This is a genomic window from Nostoc sp. (assembly GCF_036917355.1).
In the GTDB taxonomy this organism is placed as follows: Bacteria; Cyanobacteriota; Cyanobacteriia; order Cyanobacteriales; family Nostocaceae; genus Nostoc.
The window spans coordinates 70,614-94,287 of record NZ_JBALDP010000046.1; the positions used below are offsets into that span (position 1 = coordinate 70,614).

The following is a 23,674-nucleotide window of genomic DNA, read 5'->3' on the forward strand; positions in this document are numbered from 1 at the left end:
GGAGTTTTTATGAGTGGTGGTATTTACCTGATTCAGGATTATTCTCAATTAGTTGAAATGAAGGAAGAACCCTATGAATCAAAGGATGGGTTACAAAAGCTACTAGCTGACTATCCGAGTTTGTTAGCAGGAGAACAGATAGACAGTGTTGCACCAAGACGCTGGTTGTTAATCTCACGGGAGATAGCAATACCAGATAGCGAAGATAGTGCTGGACGTTGGGCGCTCGATCATTTATTTCTCGATCGAGATGGAATTCCCACCATTCAATTTAGAAGATCGTAAAGGAGAACTTCTGACTCGATTTCAGTCTGTTGTAGAAACCTCAATTTCTATTAATCCTTATTGCTGGTATATTCCCTTTTCGGCTCTGAATGATGAAATAATTCTCAAACAGTTTTTGGAAGTACTTGGCTGGGCTATTAGTGAAATTAAATTATCATAATTTTGTAGTATAGCAATCCTATTTAATTTGTGAAAATTGCAACCCCCAGATCCCCGACTTATTTAAGAAGTCGGGGATCTTGTTTCTTACGAATGATCGGGGTAGGCAATTACTTACCAAATTTCTGCTAAATCTAAAACAAATCCTGGCAAAACATCTTCTCCCAATAGAGTTTTAGGACTTTGTAAAATCTCAGCTTCTCGATTGGGACGATAAATTTCTACCTGCTGCTGTCCTCTATTAATTAACCATCCTAATCTTGCGCCATTCTCCATGTATTCCCTCATTTTGACTCGCGTTTTTTCTAAGGAATCACTTGGAGACATTAACTCAACCACAAAATCGGGACACAAAGGAGCAAATCTTTCTTTTTCTGCTTCGCTTAAAGCATTCCACCGTTCCATTTTCACCCAGGAAGCATCTGGAGAACGCTCTGCACTGTTGGGAAGTTTGAAACCACCAGAAGAGTCAAAAGATTTACCTAGCTTATTTTGACGACTCCAAGCTCTTAATTGATAAGTTAAATCGGCATTACGGTCACTAGTACTACTCCCCGTAGGTGGCATAATAATTAATTCCCCTGAAGCTGTACGCTCAAACTTTAAGTCTCGATTATTTTGACAAAGCTGAAAAAATTGCTCGTCAGTTAAGTCGATATTTAATTCGAGGGTAGGAGGTAAACTGACGGTGGTAGTATTCATGTTATCAGTTTGGGTGGAAGCAATATATCTATTCTAGTAGTCTGTCAAAGTAATTCGTAGTTGCAGTGCTTGCTCTGTACCCTCCACTGATAGCGTAGCGTTAGGCAGTCTGCTTACTTGTAGCCGCAAGCCACATGCTACGCAAACTTAGAGAACGTCATTAGTAATTGTAATTATTGGTCAATTACCGATTGGTAGTGTTATTTCAAACTCAGAACCTTGGCCAAAAGTAGAATTTACTACCAAAGTACCTTCATGTTTTTCAACTATAATTTGTCGAGCGATCGCTAATCCTAATCCTGTACCTTTACCGACAAGTTTAGTAGTAAATAAATGCTCAAAAATTCGCTTTTTGACATCATCGTTTATTCCAATACCGTTATCAGAAATTTGAATTTTTACATATTTATCGTTATGCATTGATGTTGTAATAATAATCCGATTAATATTAGCTTCAATTTCATCAAAACTGTATCCTTGGTTCGATTCTTCTAAGGCATCAATGGCATTTGCTAGCAAATTCATAAATACCTGATTGAGTTGCCCAGGAAAACATTCTACTTGGGGAATATTGCCATAGTTGGTAATGACTTCAATTGCTGGATGTTGTTCATTAGCCTTGAGACGATGTTTCAAAATTAAAATAGTGCTATCAATACCTTCATGGATGTCAAACGGAACTTTGTAATCCTTATCTGCACGCGAGAAAGTTCGCAAGCTAGTGCTGATATTTTTTATGCGATCGCACCCCACGTCCATAGATTTAATCATTTTGGGTACGTCTTCTAAGAGATAATCAATCTCAATCTCCTGGGCATGTTGTTCAATTTCTGTTGTAGATGCGCCAGAACGGTACAATTGCAAGTGTTCAATAATATCTTCTAATCCCAACTTCGCTTCGTTGACGTTTCCAGCGATAAAGCCAATTGGGTTGTTGATTTCGTGGGCCACACCTGCAACTAAATTCCCAAGGGCTGACATTTTTTCGCTTTGGACAATTTGTAATTGGGCTTTTTGTAAGTCTTCAATTGCTTGTTCTAGTTGTTGAGATTTTTGCTGGACGACAGCTTCGGCAGCTTTGCGATCGCTAATATCTAAAATTAAACCATCCCAAACAATTGCACCATCCACTTGCATCTCTGGACGAGATGCTGCTTGCACCCATTTCACGATTCCTGATGGCGCGATCAGTCGCCATTCGTGAACAAACGGTGTCAGATTTTGGGCAGATTCTATCATTGCCTGCTCGATACCAGCAATATCATCGGGATGTTCTAGAGAACGAGGGTTTTGCTTGCCGGCGATTATTTCTTCTGCTGTCACTTCGTAAAGGTTATAGCAGCCAGAACTAATATAGGGCATAGAAGCCAAATTATCTGCTGTCACATGGAGTTGGTAAATCGCTCCAGGAACATTATCGGCAACTTTCTGGAAACGGGCTTCGCTTTGCTGAAGATTCGCGTAAAGCCGAGCATTTTCTAGAGAAATTGCCGCTTGAGTACAAAGGAAATTCAATACTAAAATGCGATCGCTAGTAAATACCCCACTCGTTAAATGATTTTCTAAGTATAAAATTCCTACTAAACGCCCCTGATTGAGTATCGGTAAACATATCACACTCTTGGGTTGATGCTGAATTAAATAATCATCAACTATCGGTAAATTAGTTTTGAGATCGTCAATCACAACCACACTAGCTGTATTTTTTACATACTGAATCAGCGCCATTGGAACATTAAGATTATTTTCGAGCGGTTCTAATTTTAAGCTAGTGCTATCAAGAGTAGTAATTGCGCGTATTTGCCATTTCTCATCTTCAGGTAAAAACAGGGCACATTTATCAGCACCAGCATTTTCGAGAATGATTTGGGTAAGTTGTTGTAAAAATTCATCAAGTTGAATTGTTGCAGAAAGAGTTTGCGACGCTCTGAGGATAGCGCTCAAGTCAAGTATGTTGTTGATGTTGCTGCCGGAAGAAGTCGCGGTACTAGTAAATGAGTTGATTGGGTTAGCAATTGTTGCTAAGGCTTCTAACAGATTTACTGTTTGTACTGTCTGTTGCAAAATTGGATGCAGCAATTGTGGGTAACGTTTTTCTAAGTCATCTGTCTTGGCTTTGGCTCCCCAGCGGGCATAGCCAGAGTAGGCTGTCTGCATATAGGCTTGGGCAACTTTTTCTTTGCCCCAGTTCAGGTAGAATTTGGCAGCGAGTTCGTTAGCGAGGGCTTCATCTTGGAGGAAGCCGTTTTCCTTGGCTTTAGCGATCGCGCGATCGTAAAAGTCCATTGCTACGGCGCGATTGCTAATAGCATACCGTTCAGCTTCCACCAAATCCCAACGGTGTTGATGGTTACAGGGAGCAAATGCTGCCCATTTTTGCATTTTCTCTTGATTCGCCTCGACTTGGGCGAAAATCTGTTGCTGTTCTGACTCAGTTGCGGCTTTGTAAACTGCGAGACGAATCAAAGAATCGTAGAAAAAATACAGAGCAACACTAAATTGGGCGATACCAGCATCTAAATACTGTTTTGCTTGAGCAGACTGCTGGGCAGCTTCTTGATACTGCCCAAACAAATACCAGAGAATCGTTTGATTAACTTGCCAATAAAATAATCCCGTTCGGTCTTGGGTTGCCTGATTAAGGGATAATCGTTGTTCTGCATGATAAATCGTTCCCGTTAAGCGATCGGGAGATTGGCTATGTCCTAGCAAGTTGAGTACAGCTTGATAAGCAATCTCCAGATATTGCAGCGGCGATTCTTGCTTGAGTGAATAGATGCTTTGGCGATAGGCTGCCATTTCATTCGCCAACCCAGTTAATTCTCGCCCTGCAAAATAAGCATAGTGACAGTAAGCTTGGGCATTCAATGCTGTACTATCCAAATCTCCAGTTTCCAGTCCATTTTGGTAGCCCTCTTGCAGATGCACAAGTTGTTCGCGCAATGGGTCTTTCCAATGACGGATAAAGTAGTAGACGATAAAGTAGGTTCTGGATTTAAAGATTTTGGACTGCAACTGTTCCAGCAGGTTTAACGCCAATTGTCCAAACTCATAACCAGCTTCCAGATTACCAAGCACACCACAGAGGATGATGCCGTAGTCGGCATAAGCATAGACAGAAACAGGACAATTACCATATTTAATCGAAAATTCTACTTGTTTGAATATCAGTAGAGGCATTAAAGCAGGTCTTGCAAGATAGGCAGCTGGAATCATTTTGCTCATGATGCTCATAGCTGCCAAGCGGTGAGCATCTTTCATAGTGGATAAATTGAGCAAATCCAGAGAAGAACGTCCTTCCCATAACCGCATAATTGCTTCACCTGCTCGTCCAATATCTGCCGCAGTTGATTGTTGAGGAAACTCAATACCCAACAGTTGTAACACCTGCAAGCCAATATTCAGCGTTTTCAATGGAAGACCTTGCGATCTTCCTGCCATCATTCTGGTTACATATATGGGAATGCTGTCGAGCAAAGTCTTAGCGTGTTGCAACACAATTGTTACCCATTGTTCCATCTGCTCAAAATCGGCGTTGAGATAGGTGGCTTCAGTTACCTCGATATACAGGGCCAGGGTCAAGTCATAGTGGCTTTCCCAGGAAGAATGGGACAGCAAACTAATTCCCACGGTCAGATACTCGACGGCTACTGTGTATGCAGTTGCAGATTTTGCTCTCCGTCCTGCGCTCAGATTTAATTGTGCCAGTTCTTGCCGCTCTGAAGGTTCAGTGGTTAAGGAACTAGCGGCATTCAAATGAGTGACAATTTCAAATAGTCGTTCTTCTCGTTCCAAATCTGAGGAATTGCCTAACAATAGCATCCCAATTTTGTAATGGGTGGCTTGCTTTTGGTCGTCTGGAATCAACGAGTAGGCAGCCTGCTGAACGCGATCGTGTAAGAACTTGTATCCAGTATTTTGGGAAGTTTGTGGAGTAAATATTTGTTCTTCTTGCCCAACATAAAACTTATAAACTTCACTTTGGGGCAAAATCAAACCTTCTTGTAACCCATTCCATAAACAAGCTGCTGTTTCGGTTTCCAATTGTTCAGAGACGATCGCCAATGTCGCTAAATCAAATTGATTGCCAATGCAAGCAGCTAACTTTAGAGCCTGTTGAGTTGATTCTGGCAGCCTCCGTAATTGAAATGCCATGAATTCCAAAACATTATCTGTCAGAGATTGCTGATTGATTTTTGCAATATCACATTGCCAGCAGCTTTCTGCAAAGTTGAAGATAATCAACCCATCTTGGTGCAAAGCTTTAATAAATTGTGTTGCAAAAAATGGATTTCCCTGAGTTTTGTGAAACACTAATTGCGAAAGAGGTAATGCTAATTCTTCTTTGCAACCTAATGTATCGCTGACTAACTGATTCAATTTTAATTGACTTAAAGGTTGCAGAGTCATCAAGTTAATAGTTGTGCCTATTTTTCTTAGCTCATCTAAAGTTGAGATTAACGGATGGGCAGACGATACTTCGTTATCTCTATAAGCACAAATTAGTAATAAATATCCAGAGTCTGACTCATCCATTAGTAATTGGATCAATTTTAATGAGGCTAAATCTGCCCATTGCAAATCATCCAGAAAAATAACTAAAGGATGTTCTTTTCTCGTAAAAATCTGAATAAAACTTTGAAATAATAAATTAAATCTATTTTGCGCCGCCTCTGCTGATAATTCTGATGTCGGGGGTTGTTTACCGATAATTTTTTCTAATTCGGGGATAACTTCAACGATCATCTGTCCATCGTCTCTTAATGCTGCCAGAATATTTTTTTTCCATTGTTGCAGTTGTCGATCGGTTTCTGTTAATAACTGCACTATTAAATCACGCAAGGATTGTACAAAAGCAGATAAGGGAATATTTCGGTTAAACTGGTCAAATTTACCTTTGATAAAATAACCCCGTTGCCGAACGATTGGTTTATGAACTTCATTCACTACCGCAGTTTTACCAACGCCGGAACAACCAGCAATTAACATGATTTCACGCTTTCCCAGAGAAACCCTCTCAAAGGCTTCCAAGAGTTGTTGGACGGCTGTTTCTCTCCCATATAATTTTTCTGGAATAATGAAGCGATCGCAAATATCCCGTTGTCCAATTTGGAAGTATTTAATCTTACCCGTTTCGTTCAATTGGCAGAGACAATTTTCTAAATCGTGTTTTAACCCTAAAGCATTTTGATAACGATCTTCAGCATTTTTCGCCATCAATTTTATGACAATATCTGACAACACTTCCAGAATCTCTTCACTTTTGACTTTTGACCCTTCTCTACGAGAGGCTGCGCCAACGACTGCGCTCAGGGTCAACTTTTGACTTTTGACTTCCCAAAGGGATGGTGGCTGTTTGGCAATATGACAATGCACCAACTCCATTGAATCTTCTGACTCAAAGGGTAATTGTCCTGTGATTAGTTCAAAAAATGTCACACCTAAAGAATAAAAGTCACTGCGGTAATCTATTCCTCGGTTCATGCGTCCAGTTTGTTCGGGAGATAAATAAGCCAAAGTTCCTTCTAAAACCTTGGGACTGATCGTAGTTTGGTTTTCTGTGGAAAGCAAAGAAGCAATGCTAAAATCGATGAGTTTTACTTGTTTGGTTTGCGGATTAATCAGAATATTAGTCGGTTTGATATCTTTGTGAATTACCCGTTCTTGGTGGAGTTCATGGAGAATATGACTAAGTTGCAGGGCGATTGTGAAAAATTCTACAAGTTCCAGTGATTGAGTTTTGGTATATTCTCTCAGAGAAATTCCCCCAAAATCTTCCATTACTAAAGCATAACTATTGCGATATGCTTCTAGACTATAGGGACGAACGATACTAGGAATATTTAAATTTTTGGCAATAGTATATTGGTTACGGAACTGCAACAGCTCGTTAAAAGTAGGGGATTCGACTTGCAGTATTTTAATGACAACAGGTTCTTCATCCACCAGTCGGATGGCTCGATAGACTACGGTTTTGGAACCTTGGTAGAGTGTTTCTATTAATTTATAGCCGCTCATGCTATAAACTTCATAAATTGCTGTTGTCATGGTTATGCTCTCAATAATCAAGACTGCTGGTAAAAAGTTTAACTTTTAGCAGCACATATATCGTTATTGTTCCCAAAATCAGGGTTTGTTTTTCAATGATATGATAATAAGCTGATGTGCAGATACTCTTACGCAAAGACACGGAGATGCTATTTGAATGACGATTAGCTGACTAAAAACTTTTATTAATTCATCACCTATTAGGCATTTCTAGAAATTAATTATTATCCATAACCCTTGTCGAGACGTAGCAGTGTTACATCTTTATATTCTCTTTGCATTTATTTGCGTTTAAAAAAGCTACGAATTTATGCAAAACTGTACTTAGTGTTCAAAAAAGAATTGAAACCTTTGCCTCAAAGTGAATCAGCACTCCTGAACTGATTCGCTATTTGACAAATGGTTCACCCGATTGGGTGAATGCGATCGCAGCATCCAGAACTACTCTGAAAGTAGAGCCACTTTTTTCCTGTTAGCGATCTCGCCGACAGCTAAAAAACTTTTACAATGGCTATGATTACCTTGAATATTATGCCAATTGCTTATATATCAAAGGGTCTAAGAGTGGATGAAATTCTAAAATCACGGCATAAACCAGATTTTCTACCAGAGAAGATCGCTCTGTTGGAAACAATTGCTGCCAATTTACCGGGGATGATTTTCCAAATTCTGCAACGGCAGGATGGTTCTGTATTTATCCCTTATATTAGTTCTGGTTGTAAATATTTGTATGAATTAGAACCAGAAGTTGTACAGGCAGACTTTCGGGTGTTACGTAAACTGATTCATCCACAGGATATACAAGCTTTTACAGAATCTATTGCTGTTTGTCGCAATACTCTTATTTGGCATTGGGAAGGTCGGATTGTTACGCCTAGTGGCAAACTGAAATGGATTCAAGGTACTTCGCAACCCGAATTACAAGAAAATGGCGATTTTCTTTGGCATGGCTTGGTTATGGATATTACAGACCGAAAACAAGCCCAAGAAAAATTGCAAGCGAGTGAAGCACGGTATAAAGCAATTTTGGATGCTATCCCCGATTTGATGTTTCGCATCAGCCGCGATGGCGAGTATCTAGATTTGAAAAGTGAGGGTGCAAATATCACTCTTTCGAGAGAAGAAATAGTTGGAAAAAATTTGCAAGAGTTATTACCGAGTGATGTTGCAGCCATTAGCCAAGTAGCGATCGCTAAAACTTTAGATTCTGGAATTTTGCAAACTTGTGAATATCAACTACCAACATCTTTGGGAATCAGAGATTATGAGGCGCGGTTGGTAGTTAGCGGTACAGATGAGGTACTAGCAATTGTCCGAGACATCACAGATCGCAAACAAGGGGAAGTTGCCTTACAAAATCTTGCCCAAAAATTTGCTAAAGCTTTTAGTTGCAGTCCCGATTCAATTACCATTAGCACGCTGCAAGAAGGACGCTTTATCGAAGTTAACGACAGTTTTGTAAATCTTTCCGGTTATGGGCGAGATGAGGCAATTGGTAAAACTTCTTTTGAGTTAAATCTTTGGGTACACGATCGCGACCGCCTAAACTTAGTGCAAGAGTTGCAAAGCACGGGAGTTGCTCGTAACTTAGAAATTGATTTTCGGCAAAAATCTGGCGAGATAATTACAACGCTGCTGTCAGCCGAAGTGATTGATTTAAATGGTATTCCTGCCATTTTAGCAGTGCATCACGACATTACAGAACGCAAACAAGTAGAAGCACAATTACGCTTTTGCGCCCAACGCGATCGCTTGTTGGCAGAAACCCTAGTGCGAATTCGATCTTCGCTGAATTTAGAGCAAATTCTCCAAACCACCGTGACGGAAGTTAGGCAATTTCTCCAAGCAGATCGAGTTTTCATTGGTTTAAATAATGCTAATTTAGGAGTCAAAACTCTTGCCGAATCAGTAGATCCTAAGTATCCATCAGTCTCAGGTTGGTCTACTAATGATGAAGCTTATCTACAAGAATTAAGAAACTTATTAAAAGATAATCGTGTGCGTGTCGTTGAAGACGTAACGCAAATATCAGCATCTCCCAAAGTAAAAGCACACTGTCAAAAATTCCAAACGAAGGCTAGCTTGGCTGTACCAATTATGCTAGGTGACGAATTATTTGGGGCGTTAATTGCCAATCAATGCTCAGGGCCGCGTCATTGGCAGCCAATAGAAATTGATTTGTTGCAGCAGATGTCAGAACAGCTAGCGATCGCGATTCAACAAAGTCAGATATGCCAAAAGCTAGCAGAACTCAACACTAATTTAGAATACCAAGTCCAAGAACGAACAGCACAGTTGCAGCAGAAAATGCAAGAAGTTGAAAAATTGCATCGTGTCAAAGATGTAGTTTTACACACAGTTGCCCACGATTTACGAACTTCCGTGATGGGTAACTTGATGGTGTTAAAGAATTTGTTAAATCAGGGAGTGGAGAGCAGCACTTCTTTACGAGAGGCTGCGCTCAGTGACCGAGGTGCAGGGGAGCAGGGGAGCAGGGGAGCAATTACAGCAAGTCTTTCCCCTCTGCCCCCCATCCCCTCTGCCCCTCTGCCTCTTTCCCATGCCCCATACCCCATCCCCAATACTTCAAGTACAAGTGCCCAATCCTCAATCCCAATATCTCGCTCAATCATCGAGCGAATGATTCAGGGTAACGATCGCCAACTGACGATGATTAACTCATTGCTAGAAATTAATTCTTGTGAAAAACAGGGTCTTGAGATCAAAATCGAACCTGTGCAATTTAGCACCCTACTGGGAGGCACATTTTCCCAGTTGGAACCCATGCTGACACAAAATCAAGCGACTCTGAAGAACTTGGTTCCCGCAGACTTACCGTTAGTAATGGCAGATGGGACTCGGTTGCAGAAAGTTTTGGTAAATTTAATTGCACATAGCTTGCACAATAATCCGCCAGGATTAAATTTTACCCTGAGCGCCACCGTTGAGGGCGGAATGATTCGCACTCAGATTCAAGATAACGGTGTGGGAATGAGTAAATTAGAGTGCGATCGCCTCTTCGATCTCCATGTCCGCGATCCTCAAGATTGTTGCTCTACAAGCATTGGCTTAAAAATGTATCTTTGTCGGAAAGTTATTAAGGCGCATGGCGGCGAAATCGGGGTTATGAGTAACCGCAAGCGTGGGTTAACTTTCTGGTTTACACTACCTTTGGCAACTTCATCCGCAACAAATCGCCCATAAATCACCAAAAAATGAGAGGGTGTTATTTATGGCAATGTTGAGTAAAGGAAACACCCTCAAGGTATGGGCAAAGTTGCTCGGATGCTAATGGCTACTCCATTGACAACAGTGCAAAGGTGGTGGAGAAAAACCTTTTCTGCACCAACAACAGATGAAATCATTACTCTTTACAGAGTTTGGCGTAACCGTTTTTTGTGGCAAAGATTACGTTTATGGTTATGGCTGGCGCTGATCTGTCTGTTGTCTTTTACTTTGCGAGACGTTTACGGCCTGTTTTTTCCTTTTGCAGAGTTGCAACCGCTGCCAGAAGTACTTAGAACTCAACGCCTAGTAATTAATGTTGCAATGCTTGCAAGCATAATTATTTGCTTTGCTTTACATAAAACTAAACTAGGTCGTCATCGTCCAGATTTATTATTTTTAGGGTCTTCTTGGTCACTTAGTTTAGCGTCGCAGTTGTTTGCAACCATCAGAGGTTTTGCACTACCCGATACCATCGGCTGGTCGCTGTTGTTCTTAAGCCAAGCTGTGTTGATGCCCGTCTGCTGGATTCTTCACTTGCTGACTCAAGTGAGTGTGCTGATTTACTATTTTGGTGTGAATACAGTACTTGAGCTAAAAACACCAATCCCCGACCATCCAGAAATATATAATGTAACGTTTATTTTATACATTTTTTGGTTTTGTACGATATGTGACATCGGTGTTTATCTGTACGATCGCCTGCAACGTTCTGAATTTTTCGCCCGCCAAGAACTGGAATCTGCCTACCAAAAACTTAAGGTTGCCGAAGCTAAATATCGCAGCATTTTTGAAAACGCCGTTGAAGGAATTTTTCAAAGCAGTCCCGATGGACATTACATTACGGCAAATCCTGCTTTAGCACGTATTTATGGCTATTCCTTAGTAGACGAGGTGACAGCAAATTTCACTGATATTGAACAATTGTATGTCGATCCAAACCGCCGGGCAGAATTTGTGCGCTTGATGGAAAAGTATGGCAGCGTTTCCGAGTTCGAGTCCCAAATTTATCGCCGGGATGGGAGTATTGTCTGGATTTCAGAAAAAGCCTACGAAGTCCGTGACGAAAAAGGAAAACTGCTTTACTACGAAGGTTTGATTGAAGACATTACTCAGCGCAAACAAACTGAAGAAGAACTACGAGTATTTTTCCATGCAGTTTCCCACGATTTACGCAATCCAGTACTGGGTACTTTAATGGTGCTGAAGAATTTGCTGGCTCGTTCAGAGGAAAATATTGCGATTTCCCGCTCAATTTTAGAGCGGATGATTCAAAGTAGCGATCGCCAACTTAACTTAATTAATTCGTTGATGGAAACTCATATCAGCGAGGTGCAAGGTATAGTTTTACAACGCCAAGCCGTACAATTGCTGACAGTTGTCGAAGCTGCGATCGCAGATTTAGAGCCATTGTTGACACAAAATCAAGCCAAGCTCACAAATTTGGTATCCGCAGATTTGCCATTGGTGAATGCAGATCCCACGCAACTATGGCGAGTTTTTTCTAACTTAATCGTCAACGCTCTTAAACATAATCCCCCAGAATTGCTTTTGACAATCAATGCTACCTGTCAGGATGACATGATTTATTGTACTGTTACTGATAATGGCGTAGGAATTAGTCAACAACAAAGCGATCGGCTTTTTGACCTTTACTTTCGGGGTACAAGCATCGGCAATTCTGTAAGTTTGGGATTAGGATTGTATCTGTGTAAGCAAATCATCCATGCTCACGGCGGCGAAATAGGTGTTAATAGTGCATTGGATGAAGGTGCAACATTTTGGTTTACATTGCCTATTAGTAGGCTACAGGATGAAGTTGCTAATTAAACCTTTTTGTTAACGAATCAGGAATACAAGAAGAAAGCTAAGAAAGAAAAGAAGTAATTTGGTGACGAAAGAGAAGAGGTACAATTCTAGCTTTTATTATTCATAAGCCTCATAAATAACTTACCTAATGCAGAAATGCGAACACTGTTATGAACTACATCATATCCACTAATTATAATTACCGTTGAGGATACTTCTGTCAATCCAGAGCCAATTAAATTTCCTAAATAATAATTATTGTTAGTATTTTTGATTAACTTATTTAAGTCTTCAATAAACACAATTTTTACAGCAGATGCTAACCGCATAAAAGTTTATAGATTAATTTTTTCTTTTATGAAATTTAAAAATAACTCAGCTACTATTTCAGTTTGGTTTTGTCTATATAGCCGCGAATTCCATTCGCTAGGGCTTTTTAGAAAACTGAGATGCTCCCGTTTTTGTGGTGGTTTGATCAAAAAATGCTGTATCAAATTATCTGAGGATTTTTTAAACAAATGCGATTTTCTTCCGGCAAGGCAGATATTGTATTTAAATTAGAACCATAATGAAAAGCGGAAAATCAAGCGAAACTCTGTATGCTGACATTTACCCAACTTAAACCACCTAATTGCGATGCTACAGTTACTTTTACTCTGGCGCTGACAGCAGAAGAACGTACCCGCAGTCGTCATCGCTTTGAAACTGAAGATGGTAAAGTTGTGTTTTTACATTTACCCAGAGGAACTGTTTTACACGATGGCGATATTCTGCAAGAAGAAACCCATAGCAGTTTAATCAGAATTACTGCTAAACCAGAATTAGTTCTGACTGCCTTTGCCCAAACACCAATTTTATTATTACGGGCGGCATACCATCTAGGAAATCGCCATGTGCCTGTAGAAATTACTCCGACTTATTTACGTTTGTCCTCAGATTCGGTTTTACGCACGATGTTGGAACAATTGGGGTTAGAAGTTAAAGAGGAAATTTTACCGTTTCAGCCAGAATTGGGAGCTTATGGACAACACCATCATGCTCACTGATAGCCATCTTTTGAGTATTTTGCAGCTGGCTAGTCCCGCTTTACCTGTGGGAGCATATAGTTATTCTGAAGGTTTGGAAATGCTGGTAGAAAATGGTACGATCGCTAACCAGACAAATCTCAAAGATTGGTTAAAAGCAGAGTTGCTCTACGGAGCAATTCGGTTAGAGGCGGCGGTGATGGTACGATCGCAGCAAGCTGTAAAAATAGGTGATATTGATTCGCTATGCCGTTGGAATCTGTGGTTATCCGCTGCTAGAGAAACAGAAGAATTACGCGCCTCTAGTTGGCAGATGGGGCGATCGCTGATCCAATTACTTGGTAAACTAGAACCGCAGATTGTACCTATTGCCAATACTGTCGGTAATCCTTGCAATTATGCGATCGCTTTTGGTATTGCCGTTGCCCATTGGCAAATCAGTATCCAAGCCGCATTACTCGCATACCTGCATAGTTGGGCAAGTAATTTAATTACTGCTGGCGTGAAACTCATCCCCCTTGGACAAACAGCAGGACAGCAGTTATTGCTAGATTTGCAACCATTACTCAGTGCTGCGACATTAGAAATTCTTGCATTGGAGGACGATCAACTCGCTTGTTGTAGTTGGGGTTTGTCGCTAGCGAGTATGCAGCATGAAACACAGTATACAAGGTTGTTTAGGAGTTAGTTATTGGTCATTGGTTAAAAACTAAGTCCTGATAACCATGTACCAAGGACAAATAACAAAGGACAAATAAAAATGAATGCATTTAGAGTGGGAGTTGCTGGCCCAGTGGGTTCGGGGAAGACGGCTTTGGTGGATGCTTTGTGCAAGGGATTGCGCGAGCAGTATCAGATTGCGGTGGTGACGAATGATATTTATACTCAGGAGGATGCTCAGTTTTTAGTGCGTTCTCAGGCGTTGGCAAGCGATCGCATTTTGGGTGTAGAGACTGGTGGTTGTCCTCACACTGCTATCCGCGAAGATGCTTCGATGAATTTGGCGGCAATTGAACAGTTAGAGGAACGTTTTATCGATTTAGATTTAGTGTTTTTGGAAAGTGGCGGCGATAATTTGGCTGCTACTTTTAGTCCCGAATTAGTGGATTTAACGATTTACGTCATTGATGTTGCGGCTGGTGATAAAATTCCCCGCAAAGGTGGACCTGGCATTACCAAATCTGATTTGTTGGTGATTAACAAAACTGATTTAGCACCCTACGTTGGTGCAGATTTAAGTGTGATGGAACGAGATGCTAAAAAAATGCGCGGCAATAAACCTTTTATTTTTACTAATTTAAAAACTCAGTCTGGACTTGCAGATGTAATTCACTTTGTTTGCACAAATATTTGTTGAAAAAATAAGAATTTAGAACCAGGGCGAATAAAATTCGCGACTATACAAACCAAGTCCGCCTGCGCGGACTAAGAGCTGATTCATAAAGAAAATCTTAAGATGCCATTTGCTTGACCATTAGACGAATCAATGAGCCATAAATCATTGCTTCACTTAACTCTATGTACAACTCATAATCGGATGCCCAAATCCCTTGGGTCTGGGTAAAAGAGGCTTGAGAATTAACCATTCGGCATCGCTTAAATCACTTGGGTAGGGTTTGCGCTCTTGCTTCTCAATTGCGGGTAGACGGCTCATCAACAACAACATAAATGCTATTGATTTAGCTTATAGTCTTAGTAAAACAAGGCTCTGTTCTCTTTAGATTTTCTTTACGAATCAGCTCTAACAATTAAAACCAATTAAGTTTAAAAAAGATTGGGAAAATGAAATTCGCTACGACACAAACGCAGGCAATTCCTTCTCACCAGGTAGTCTAAAAGAATATCCAGGCTTTAAAACCTCTGGAGGTGCTGCAATACGGTTCGGTTAAAGGGGAAAGGGACTCATGTTTTGAGTACATCTTTTCCCCTTTACCCCTTACCCTTTCTCCAGACCACACTCGATTGTGAAAAATGCTTATCCGAACCGTATTCCCTGGAGATGGGTCAATACTTTTCGGATAAACCCAACAATCCCTGTTTTAATCTGGGGAAAGGTTACTGAGCTTGCGAGAAAGGTAGATTCAAACCCTTTCCCTTTCACCTTTCCCCCAAAACCCGATAAGTATTGGGAGGTGGGTTTAATGTGTGTCGCCGCGAATTCTATATTATTATCTTCAACTGTTCTGTGAGAATACTTATTTTGTATTGATATATTTACTGTTATTTTTACATTCTATTTATAATTACTGCCCGGAAAGGAGCTTAACTTTATAATTTAGAATCTACTTCATCTTTTCACTATTGCTGGGAAAAATATCCTATTTAACTTCATCATTACTTGAACTAAATGTCATTACTTATACCATTGTAAGAGCAGTTTAGATGATTGATATTAGAGAAGTAGTTTAAAAACATACCTTGTCTAGTACATGAATAAAAAATGGGCTGTTAAACGACTTACAATCAATCTCACATCAGGCGAGGCACAGAAGCTTGAACAATACTGTTCAACGACTGGCAGACCAGCAACTGATGTAATTCGGGAGTTAATTCGCTCTCTTTATCCTAAAGATGAAAAAGCCTCTGAAAGCTCATGAATCAGACTGCAAAAAGGTGAAACAGGATAATTACATCTTAATTTGTCAGTGAAATATGCTGCTTAACAGTTATCAGCTAACAGTGAATCCCTATAACTAAAGTTAGGGAATTTAAATAAGAATACTCTCTTACAAAGTTCAGAGCCGAGGAAATCTTCGCTCTGACTTTTGCTTTGGATATGGTGCAATCATCTTGATACACTTGCATAATTAAAAATATCAAATTAATTGAATAAAAGGTAGAATTCAGTATCAAGATGTTCTTACTAGCTTGCTTAAATGTAGCGGTATTGAGTCTGCAAGTGTTTTGTAAACTACCAAATTTCAAGTTTTGTGGCTGTCTTTAAGCAGTAATTATCCATTTTTTCGCGCAGAATACCCTTCTTGTATCTGGCTTTGCTCCTGAACTATTTTTTGACAACTAGTAATATTACTGATCTTTTCGGAAAAAATTTAAGTTAGATATGGTACTTACCACTTATTTACTTATACTTTCCAAAGTATTAAGAATTTAATTCCTAATTTATTTAATTACAAATAATGCTTAGAAAAACCTTGGTTATAAATCAGCCGAAGGTAAGCAAGTCCGTGGGCGAACTCAGGATTTTTGCTGGATTTATAACACTCAGCTTTACGATCGCCGCAATATTGTGTAACTATCAGGATGCAATCGCCCAAACTCCTGAACCTCAGACGTTACCCCCAGTTCGGTTAGACGATCTTCCTGAGACTCCGTTACCGTCGGATGTGCTACCCAAGCCACCAGACGAGAATCAATTGCTTCCATCCCTACAACTACCGAATCAGCCGATTCTGGAACAGAATGACCCTAATACCAAATTTCGGGTCGATCGCATTGAAGTTGTGGGCAGTACAGTTTTCAAAGCAGAACAGTTTGCCGCTGTCACAAATCCCTTTGTGGGACGGGAACTGACATTTGCAGAGTTGTTGCAAGTTAAAGATGCCATCACCAAGCTTTACACTGATAACGGCTATGTCACCACAGGCGCATTGATTACACCACAGACAATAGAAGCTGGGACTATCAAAATCCAGGTGATTGAGGGTAGTTTGCAAGAAATTAAGATTGTCGGTAATAGGCGATTACACACTCAATACATTCGCGATCGCATTAAACTTGGTGCAGGTAAACCCCTAAATGTACCACGTTTAATAGAAAAGCTGCAACTACTCCGTCTCAATCCGCGGATTCAAAACCTGTCAGCCGAGTTGCAGACGGGCGTGCAACCCGGAACCAATGTGTTGCAAGTGGAGGTTAAAGAAGCAGAAACTTTTAAGCTGACAGCAAGCCTGGATAATGGGCGATCGCCAAGTGTGGGCAGTTTTCGTCGGGGAGTGGATCTGCAAGAAGCCAATTTATTGGGTTTGGGCGATACCCTGAGCGTGGGATACGCAAATACCGATGGCAGTAATACAATCAATGTCAATTACACGCTGCCGATTAATGCCCGTAATGGCACTGTATCCTTCGGTTTTAGTCAAGGATGGAACCACGTGATTGAGGAACCATTCAGTGTCCTTGATATCCAGTCAAATACCCGCTCTTACGAATTGAGCTATCGGCAACCACTGGTGCAAAAACCAACCCAAGAGTTGGCGGTGGGGCTATCGTTCTCCCGCCAGTCAAGCCAAACTGAGTTAGGTCTTGATAACATTGGGCCGTTTCGGCTCTCCCCAGGTGCAGATGCCAACGGAAAAACCAATATTTCTGCCCTGCGCTTTTTTCAAGAATATACCCAGCGAAGCAACCAGTATGTATTTGCGGCGCGATCGCAATTGAGTTTTGGTGTAGATTGGTTCGATGCTAATGTCAGTGAGAATGAACCAGATAGCCGCTTTTTTGCGTGGCGGGGACAGGCGCAGTGGGTGCGGCAATTAGCACCGGATACTCTATTTTTAGCTAGGGGCGACTTCCAATTGGCAGCAGATTCCTTAGTACCTTTGGAGCAATTTGGTCTTGGTGGACAGCTAAGTGTCCGGGGCTATCGCCAAGACGCATTACTCACAGATAATGGTCTGTTATTTTCGGCGGAGTTTCGAGTCCCAATTGTCCGCGCTGCTAAAATTGGCGGAGTGTTGCAACTGACACCCTTCGTTGATGTAGGTAAAGGCTGGAATACCAAAGGCGAAAATCCATCACCAAGTACGCTTGTTAGTACTGGATTGGGGCTGTTATGGAAACAGGGTGATGACTTTTTGGCCCGCATAGATTGGGGCATTCCTTTGATTTCAGTGGACGGGGAAAAGCGATCGCTCCAGGAAAATGGACTGTACTTCTCAATAAGTTATTCAGCGTTTTGAGGCAATCAATAATCCTTATGACTATGAATATATAAATACGGATTGCTCAGAGAGTTTTATTCAAAAAGCTCTTAGAGTTTTGCTGGTCATGGTTTTAGGCAATTTGAAATGTTGGCGAACTAAATGAAAACAACCTTTATTTGGCTGGGTTTGGTGAATAGTATATTGAGAAGTGGGATGTTTATGCCTCTGGCTGCTATGCTCCTCTGGAGTAATTCAACCAACGCCCAGGTGACACCTGATAGCACCCTCAACACCACCGTCTCCCAAACTGATAATAACTTCACCATCATCAATGGCAATCAGATTGGGAAAAACTTGTTCCATAGCTTCAGCCAGTTCTCTTTGCCTACAAATGGTTCCGCCTTTTTCGATAATGCCACCGATATCCAAAATATCTTTGCCCGTGTTACAGGTGGTAGTGTGTCTAATATCGATGGGTTAATCCGTGCCAACGGTAGCGCCAATTTATTTCTACTCAATCCTGCGGGTATTTTGTTTGGGGCCAATGCCCAACTGAATATTGGTGGATCGTTTGTTGGTACAACTGCAACCAGCATCAAGTTCTCTGACGGGGTGGAGTTTAGTGCTACCAACACGACACCAGCCCCTTTGTTGACGATCGATGTGCCAGTTGGCTTGCAATTTGGTAGTAATCCAGGAGCCATTACCGTCCAAGGGTCAGGACACAATGCTCAATTAGGCGACTCACTTCAGGTTTCTGGATTAAACCTCGGTACCAGAGGATTACAGTTGCAATCTGGAAAGACGCTGGCATTGCTGGGTGGGAATGTTGCCTTAGATGGAGGATTGCTCTCCGCACCAGGAGGACAAATAGAACTGGGTAGCATCACTAACGGCAGCGTCACCCTCAATTCCATCCCTGAAGGATTTGCGCTGAGTTATCCTAAAGCTTCGAGTTTTGGCGATATTCAGATAACCCAACGAGCTTTAGCATCTACACGCGACCTCATTGGGCAATGGGGAGGAACCATTCAAATTCAGGGTAAACAGGTCAGCATCCGAGATGGTTCGCTGATATTAGTGCAAAATCGCAGCAACCAAACTGCTGGTGATATTGCAATCAATGCCACAGAGTCCCTCCAGATGATCGGCAAGTCTCCTGATTTTAAAAGTTCCAGCAGTTTAATTAATGAAACTATATCTCCAGGTGCAGCAGGGAATATTATCGTTACCACCCCACAATTGAATATTGATGGGGGTGGATATATCTTAAACCGTACTTTTAGCACAGCACCGGGTGGCAATATTGCAATAAATACTGATGAAATGCGGGTGAATGGTTTTGCATTTGGCGATCCTTCTCCTTTTCGAGCAGTCAGCCAAATATTAGCTGCTTCTTATGGGGCTGGAAAAGGTGGAAATGTTAACATCTCTACTCAAAACCTGTCGATTTTAGCTGGCGGCAATATAGCAGCAAGACCCTACGCTTCAGGCAATGGCGGCGATCTCATCGTCAAGGCGGATACGATTCAGGTGACAAATCAGGGAGCGCCAAAGGGTTTGTATTTTAGTCTGTTGTCTACTGCCACATTTGGGTTTGGTAATGCAGGGGATTTGAAAATCGATACCCGCAAGCTGTCGGTTCAAGCTGGCGGCAGAGTGTCAGCTTCTAGCATAGTTTTAGGAAATGCGGGTTCACTGACTATCAATGCGTCTGAATCGATTGATGTGAATGGTGTCAAAGATGCAGAAAATCCCAGCTATATTGGTACAGCTGTTCGCACTGTTTTTAGATTTTCCAGCGCTACTTCAGGTAACACCACGATTAACACCCCACTTCTTAACATCAGTAATGGTGCAACAGTTTTTGTCCAAAACCTTGGCTTAGGTAAAGCTGGTACCCTGAACATTCAGGCGAACACCCTACGACTTGACAATAAGGCCAGCATTTCAGCATCCACAAAAGCAGGCGGTGGCGGTAACACTAATTTACAACTGCGGGATCTACTACTGATGCGTCATGGCAGCTTTATCAGTGCAGAAGCAGGTAGCAGTGGTAATGGTGGCAATATTACGATTAATGCTCCCAACATTGTGGGTTTAGAAAATAGTGACATTATTGCCAATGCTGTGAAAGGAAAGGGTGGCAATATTCAAATCGCAACCCAAGGGATTATCGGACTCAAGTTCCGTCCCCAACTCACTCCCGAAAATGACATTACCGCTAGTTCTGAATTTGGGGTTAGCGGTACCGTTCAAATCAATAACATTGGTGTGGATCCAAACTCTGGGTTAGTTCAACTACCAACCAATGTAACCGATCCATCGCAACAAATAGCCAGTGGTTGTTCTGCAAACCAAGGCAGTCGATTTGTGGTAACGGGACGGGGTGGTGTGCTGCAAAATCCCAATCAAGATGTGACGAGCATCTACGACGGGCTACACCTAAGCACTTGGTCTGATGTCCGTGATATCTCTGAATACCGCAAAACACAACCAGCACAAGCTCAAATACCTCAATCTCCACAAGTGCTTGTCTCTGCTACTTCTTGGCATCGCAACGCCCAAGGCAAAATTGAACTGGTTGCAGATAACTCTCCGACTCAGGTGCAACCAGCATTAACCTGTGCTGCTGTTCCTAAAATTTAATAATGTTATTTTTCATACCTTTAAGGGAACTTTAACTTTAACGAGTTCAATCAAGGTATTGGTGATGAGAATTAACTACAAAGAATCAAATCTCTGGTTTCAATTGTTGTTAACAGCATTGACCACTAGCTTGTTCACTTCCACTCTCTCACTACCAACCCTAGCTCAGGTAACATCGGATGGCACAACTAACACTACTGTCAACGCCATTAGTAATGATTTTTCTATTCTCGATGGTATTAATAAAGGAAATAATTTATTTCACAGCTTCAGTAATTTCTCAGTACCGACAGGTGGCAGCGCAACCTTTGATTTAACGAACACACCAAATATTACAACGATATTTAGTCGAGTCACAGGCGGTAATGTTTCTAATGTAGATGGGTTGATTCGGACGCTTAATAGCAATAACCCAGTCAGTTTATTTTTGATGAATCCGTCTGGGATTGTATTCGGGCCAAATGCCAGCCTGAATATTGGTGGTTCGTTCGTCGGAACAACAGCGAGTAGTATCAAATTTAGCGATGGAATAGAATTTAGTGCAGTCAATTCCACTGAACCACCGTTGTTAACAATGAGTGTACCCGTGGGGTTGCAGATGGGAAGTAATGCGGGAGCAATTCAAGTCCAAGGATCGCCAATTCAAGTGCAAGGGCCTCCAGGGTTAGGCTTCGGTTTGTTCTTTGTTAGATTACCAACATTATCAGTGATTCCCAATCAGACTTTAGCACTTGTGGGTGGTCAGATTGATATTAATAGTGCCAGTATTTCTGCTCCTGATGGACATATCGAATTATGGGCGCTGCAAAATGGACAAATTGCCCTAGACAAGGAAACTGGATGGCAACTCACTTCTTTGCCAAATACTGTTAACGGGGGTACAATTACACTGCAACAAACTTCTTTTGTCACTACGGATGGTAGCAACGGTGGCGCAATCAATATTTGGGGACGGGGATTAAGCTTACAGGATGGCTCGAACATTGGTGCAACAACCTTTGCTGGACAAGGAAAAGGTATTACCGTTCACACTACAGAATTTATCGATCTTTTAGGAACCACCGATCTTATTAACCAACCTCTCTTCGCTGGGATCAGCACTTCCGTAGGCAATTCATTAGGATTAATTGTACTTCCAGGGCCACCAGCAACAGGACAAGCAGGAAATATAACCATCGAAACTGGACGTTTAAAGATGACTAATGGAGCTTGGCTTGTGTCCAGCACTTCTGGTAATAATTCTAGGACTGGAAATATTACCATTCACGCTACAGATGTGGATCTATTGGGATATGAAACTTTACTTGGATCTTCTGCAACTACAATTGCTAATTTACTTCTGTCTGGAAGTAATAATCAGAGTGGACAAGTTACTGTTGATGCTCAAAGGGTTCACCTATTCAATGGTGGTCGTATTAGTAGCAGTGTGTTGGGAGGGAATGGTACAGGAGGAGAAGTCTCCATTCGAGCTACCGAGAGTTTAGAGATTCAAGGCGCTAACCCTGTTGGTATATTTAGTGCAGTTCTCGCTTCGCTGGAATCTGGGACAACAGGACAAGGAGGAAACATTTCTATCGATACAGGGAATCTCATATTATCAAATGGTGGGGGCATTACCAGTGAGGTAGTAGGTTCTCAAGTAAATTTCTTGGGCTTTTTTATACCAGGAGCAAACGGTACAGCCGGAGATATTGAGATTCGAGCTAAAGATATACAAGTCAGCGACCCGATGATTGATGGATATAGCCAAACTATCACAGGTATCAAAGCTTCTCTGGGTAATGGTTCTGTGGGTTCAGGTGGCAACCTTAACCTGACAGCCGATAACCTGCGTGTGTTCAATGGTGGACAAATTACCTCTTCCACAGATGGCAATGGTGCGGCGGGTAATGTTAATTTGCAAGTCAACAATATTACCGTAGAGGGTATGTCCCAACCCTTAACTGATGGTCGCATTTTACCCAGTAGTATTACTGCTGCTTCAACAGCTACCTCTGATGCAGGTTCAATTAACCTAGTAGCAGATCGGCTTAATGTTCTTGATGGTGGGCAAATTTCCGTCAGTAATAAGGGTGGTGGCAATTCAGGTAACTTGCTGGTTAATGCCAACCGGATCGAGCTGGAGCAAGGAGGCAGTCTGCTTTCAGAAGTTTCTGTAGGCGATCGCGGTAATATTAGTCTAGCGGCTGATGTTCTACTGATGCGTTCTGGCAGTAAAATTAATACCAATGCTACAGGTACAGCCACAGGTGGCAATATCAGTATTAATGCACCGATTATTATTGGTTTAGAAAATAGCGATATTACAGCCAATGCGATTGAAGGGGCTGGTGGTAACATCGATATTCAAACTCAGGGTTTATTTGGACTAAAATTCCGCGACCAACTCACCCCAGAAAGTGATATTACTGCAAGTTCTCAATTTGGAGTTAGCGGTACTGTACAAATTAATAACTTTGGTGTTGACCCTAATTCTGGCTTAGTCGAACTGCCTGCAAATGTCACCGATGCGTCCCAGCAAATTACTACAGGCTGTGCAGATAGTGAAGGCAGCCGCTTTGTGGCAACGGGACGAGGTGGTCTGCCGCAAAATCCTAATCAGCTCACGAGCGATGTCTACGATGGTCTACGCCTAAGCACTTGGTCTGATGTACGCGATATCTCTGAATACCGTAAAACTGGCGAAGTCACAGCACAAATGCCTAAATCTTCAGAAGTTCTTGTTCAAGCTAGTTCCTGGTATCGCAACATCCAAGGCAAAATTGAGTTAATTGCGACTCAACCAACCCATGTACAACCATATTTAACCTGTGGTGCACGAACTTAAGTTCCAGCAACTGCAATGCCTGCGGCAAGTTTCGTTTTCACAAAGCTACACCAAGATGACTA

At 41.6% G+C, this 23,674-nt stretch carries 13 protein-coding genes and 1 pseudogene; 10 read left to right on the forward strand and 4 right to left on the reverse strand.

Going from position 1 to position 23,674, the window contains the following annotated elements; translation table 11 throughout:
• Positions 1–9: 9 nt before the first annotated feature.
• Positions 10–285 carry a hypothetical protein gene (locus V7K53_RS13715; RefSeq protein ID WP_335198071.1) on the forward strand — a complete coding sequence of 92 codons (276 nt, stop codon included), beginning with the start codon at positions 10–12 and terminating at the stop codon, positions 283–285.
• Positions 286–558: 273 nt separating this feature from the next.
• Here V7K53_RS13715 and V7K53_RS13720 read toward each other — a convergent pair whose 3' ends face one another.
• Entirely contained in the window at positions 559–1,146 is a 588-nt protein-coding gene (locus tag V7K53_RS13720) for a Uma2 family endonuclease (protein WP_335198072.1), read from the reverse strand.
• 180 nt (positions 1,147–1,326) lie between these two features.
• On the reverse strand, positions 1,327–7,194 hold the full coding sequence (locus tag V7K53_RS13725; RefSeq protein ID WP_335198073.1) for a trifunctional serine/threonine-protein kinase/ATP-binding protein/sensor histidine kinase: 5,868 nt from the start codon (positions 7,192–7,194) through the stop codon (positions 1,327–1,329).
• A 507-nt stretch (positions 7,195–7,701) separates the two neighbouring features.
• Here V7K53_RS13725 and V7K53_RS13730 point away from each other — a divergent pair.
• Positions 7,702–10,398: a sensor histidine kinase gene (locus V7K53_RS13730; RefSeq protein ID WP_335198074.1), complete on the forward strand. Its 2,697-nt coding sequence runs from the start codon at positions 7,702–7,704 to the stop codon at positions 10,396–10,398.
• Between the two features lie 87 nt (positions 10,399–10,485).
• Positions 10,486–12,249 carry a PAS domain-containing sensor histidine kinase gene (locus V7K53_RS13735; RefSeq protein ID WP_442940490.1) on the forward strand — a complete coding sequence of 588 codons (1,764 nt, stop codon included), beginning with the start codon at positions 10,486–10,488 and terminating at the stop codon, positions 12,247–12,249.
• Positions 12,250–12,335: 86 nt separating this feature from the next.
• Here the strand turns inward: V7K53_RS13735 and V7K53_RS13740 are convergent, their stop codons facing one another.
• Positions 12,336–12,557, reverse strand: a complete 222-nt coding sequence (locus V7K53_RS13740; protein ID WP_335198076.1) for a hypothetical protein — start codon at positions 12,555–12,557, stop codon at positions 12,336–12,338.
• 270 nt (positions 12,558–12,827) lie between these two features.
• Between V7K53_RS13740 and ureE the strand changes: the two genes are divergently transcribed.
• The 3 genes from ureE to ureG all read left to right on the forward strand — a co-directional run bounded on the left by ureE (position 12,828) and on the right by ureG (position 14,610).
• Positions 12,828–13,274, forward strand: a complete 447-nt coding sequence (gene ureE / locus V7K53_RS13745) for an urease accessory protein UreE (protein WP_335198078.1) — start codon at positions 12,828–12,830, stop codon at positions 13,272–13,274.
• On the forward strand, positions 13,249–13,941 hold the full coding sequence (locus tag V7K53_RS13750) for an urease accessory protein UreF (RefSeq protein WP_335198079.1): 693 nt from the start codon (positions 13,249–13,251) through the stop codon (positions 13,939–13,941). The genes ureE and V7K53_RS13750 overlap by 26 nt, the downstream gene beginning before the upstream one ends.
• Positions 13,942–14,013: 72 nt before the next feature.
• Positions 14,014–14,610 carry an urease accessory protein UreG gene (gene ureG / locus V7K53_RS13755; protein ID WP_335198080.1) on the forward strand — a complete coding sequence of 199 codons (597 nt, stop codon included), beginning with the start codon at positions 14,014–14,016 and terminating at the stop codon, positions 14,608–14,610.
• A gap of 174 nt (positions 14,611–14,784) precedes the next feature.
• Here the strand turns inward: ureG and V7K53_RS13760 are convergent.
• A pseudogene (locus V7K53_RS13760) lies at positions 14,785–14,907 on the reverse strand (transposase); the annotation flags it as partial.
• 775 nt (positions 14,908–15,682) lie between these two features.
• Between V7K53_RS13760 and V7K53_RS13765 the strand changes: the two are divergent.
• The 4 genes from V7K53_RS13765 (at position 15,683) to V7K53_RS13780 (ending at position 23,612) form a co-directional block, all read left to right on the forward strand.
• Complete coding sequence (locus tag V7K53_RS13765) at positions 15,683–15,850, forward strand: CopG family transcriptional regulator (protein ID WP_322662451.1); 168 nt, start codon at positions 15,683–15,685, stop codon at positions 15,848–15,850.
• A gap of 540 nt (positions 15,851–16,390) precedes the next feature.
• Positions 16,391–18,172: a ShlB/FhaC/HecB family hemolysin secretion/activation protein gene (locus tag V7K53_RS13770; protein WP_335198081.1), complete on the forward strand. Its 1,782-nt coding sequence runs from the start codon at positions 16,391–16,393 to the stop codon at positions 18,170–18,172.
• Between the two features lie 123 nt (positions 18,173–18,295).
• Complete coding sequence (locus V7K53_RS13775; RefSeq protein ID WP_335198082.1) at positions 18,296–20,785, forward strand: S-layer family protein; 2,490 nt, start codon at positions 18,296–18,298, stop codon at positions 20,783–20,785.
• A gap of 64 nt (positions 20,786–20,849) precedes the next feature.
• Entirely contained in the window at positions 20,850–23,612 is a 2,763-nt protein-coding gene (locus V7K53_RS13780; RefSeq protein WP_335198083.1) for an S-layer family protein, read from the forward strand.
• Positions 23,613–23,674 lie beyond the last annotated feature (62 nt).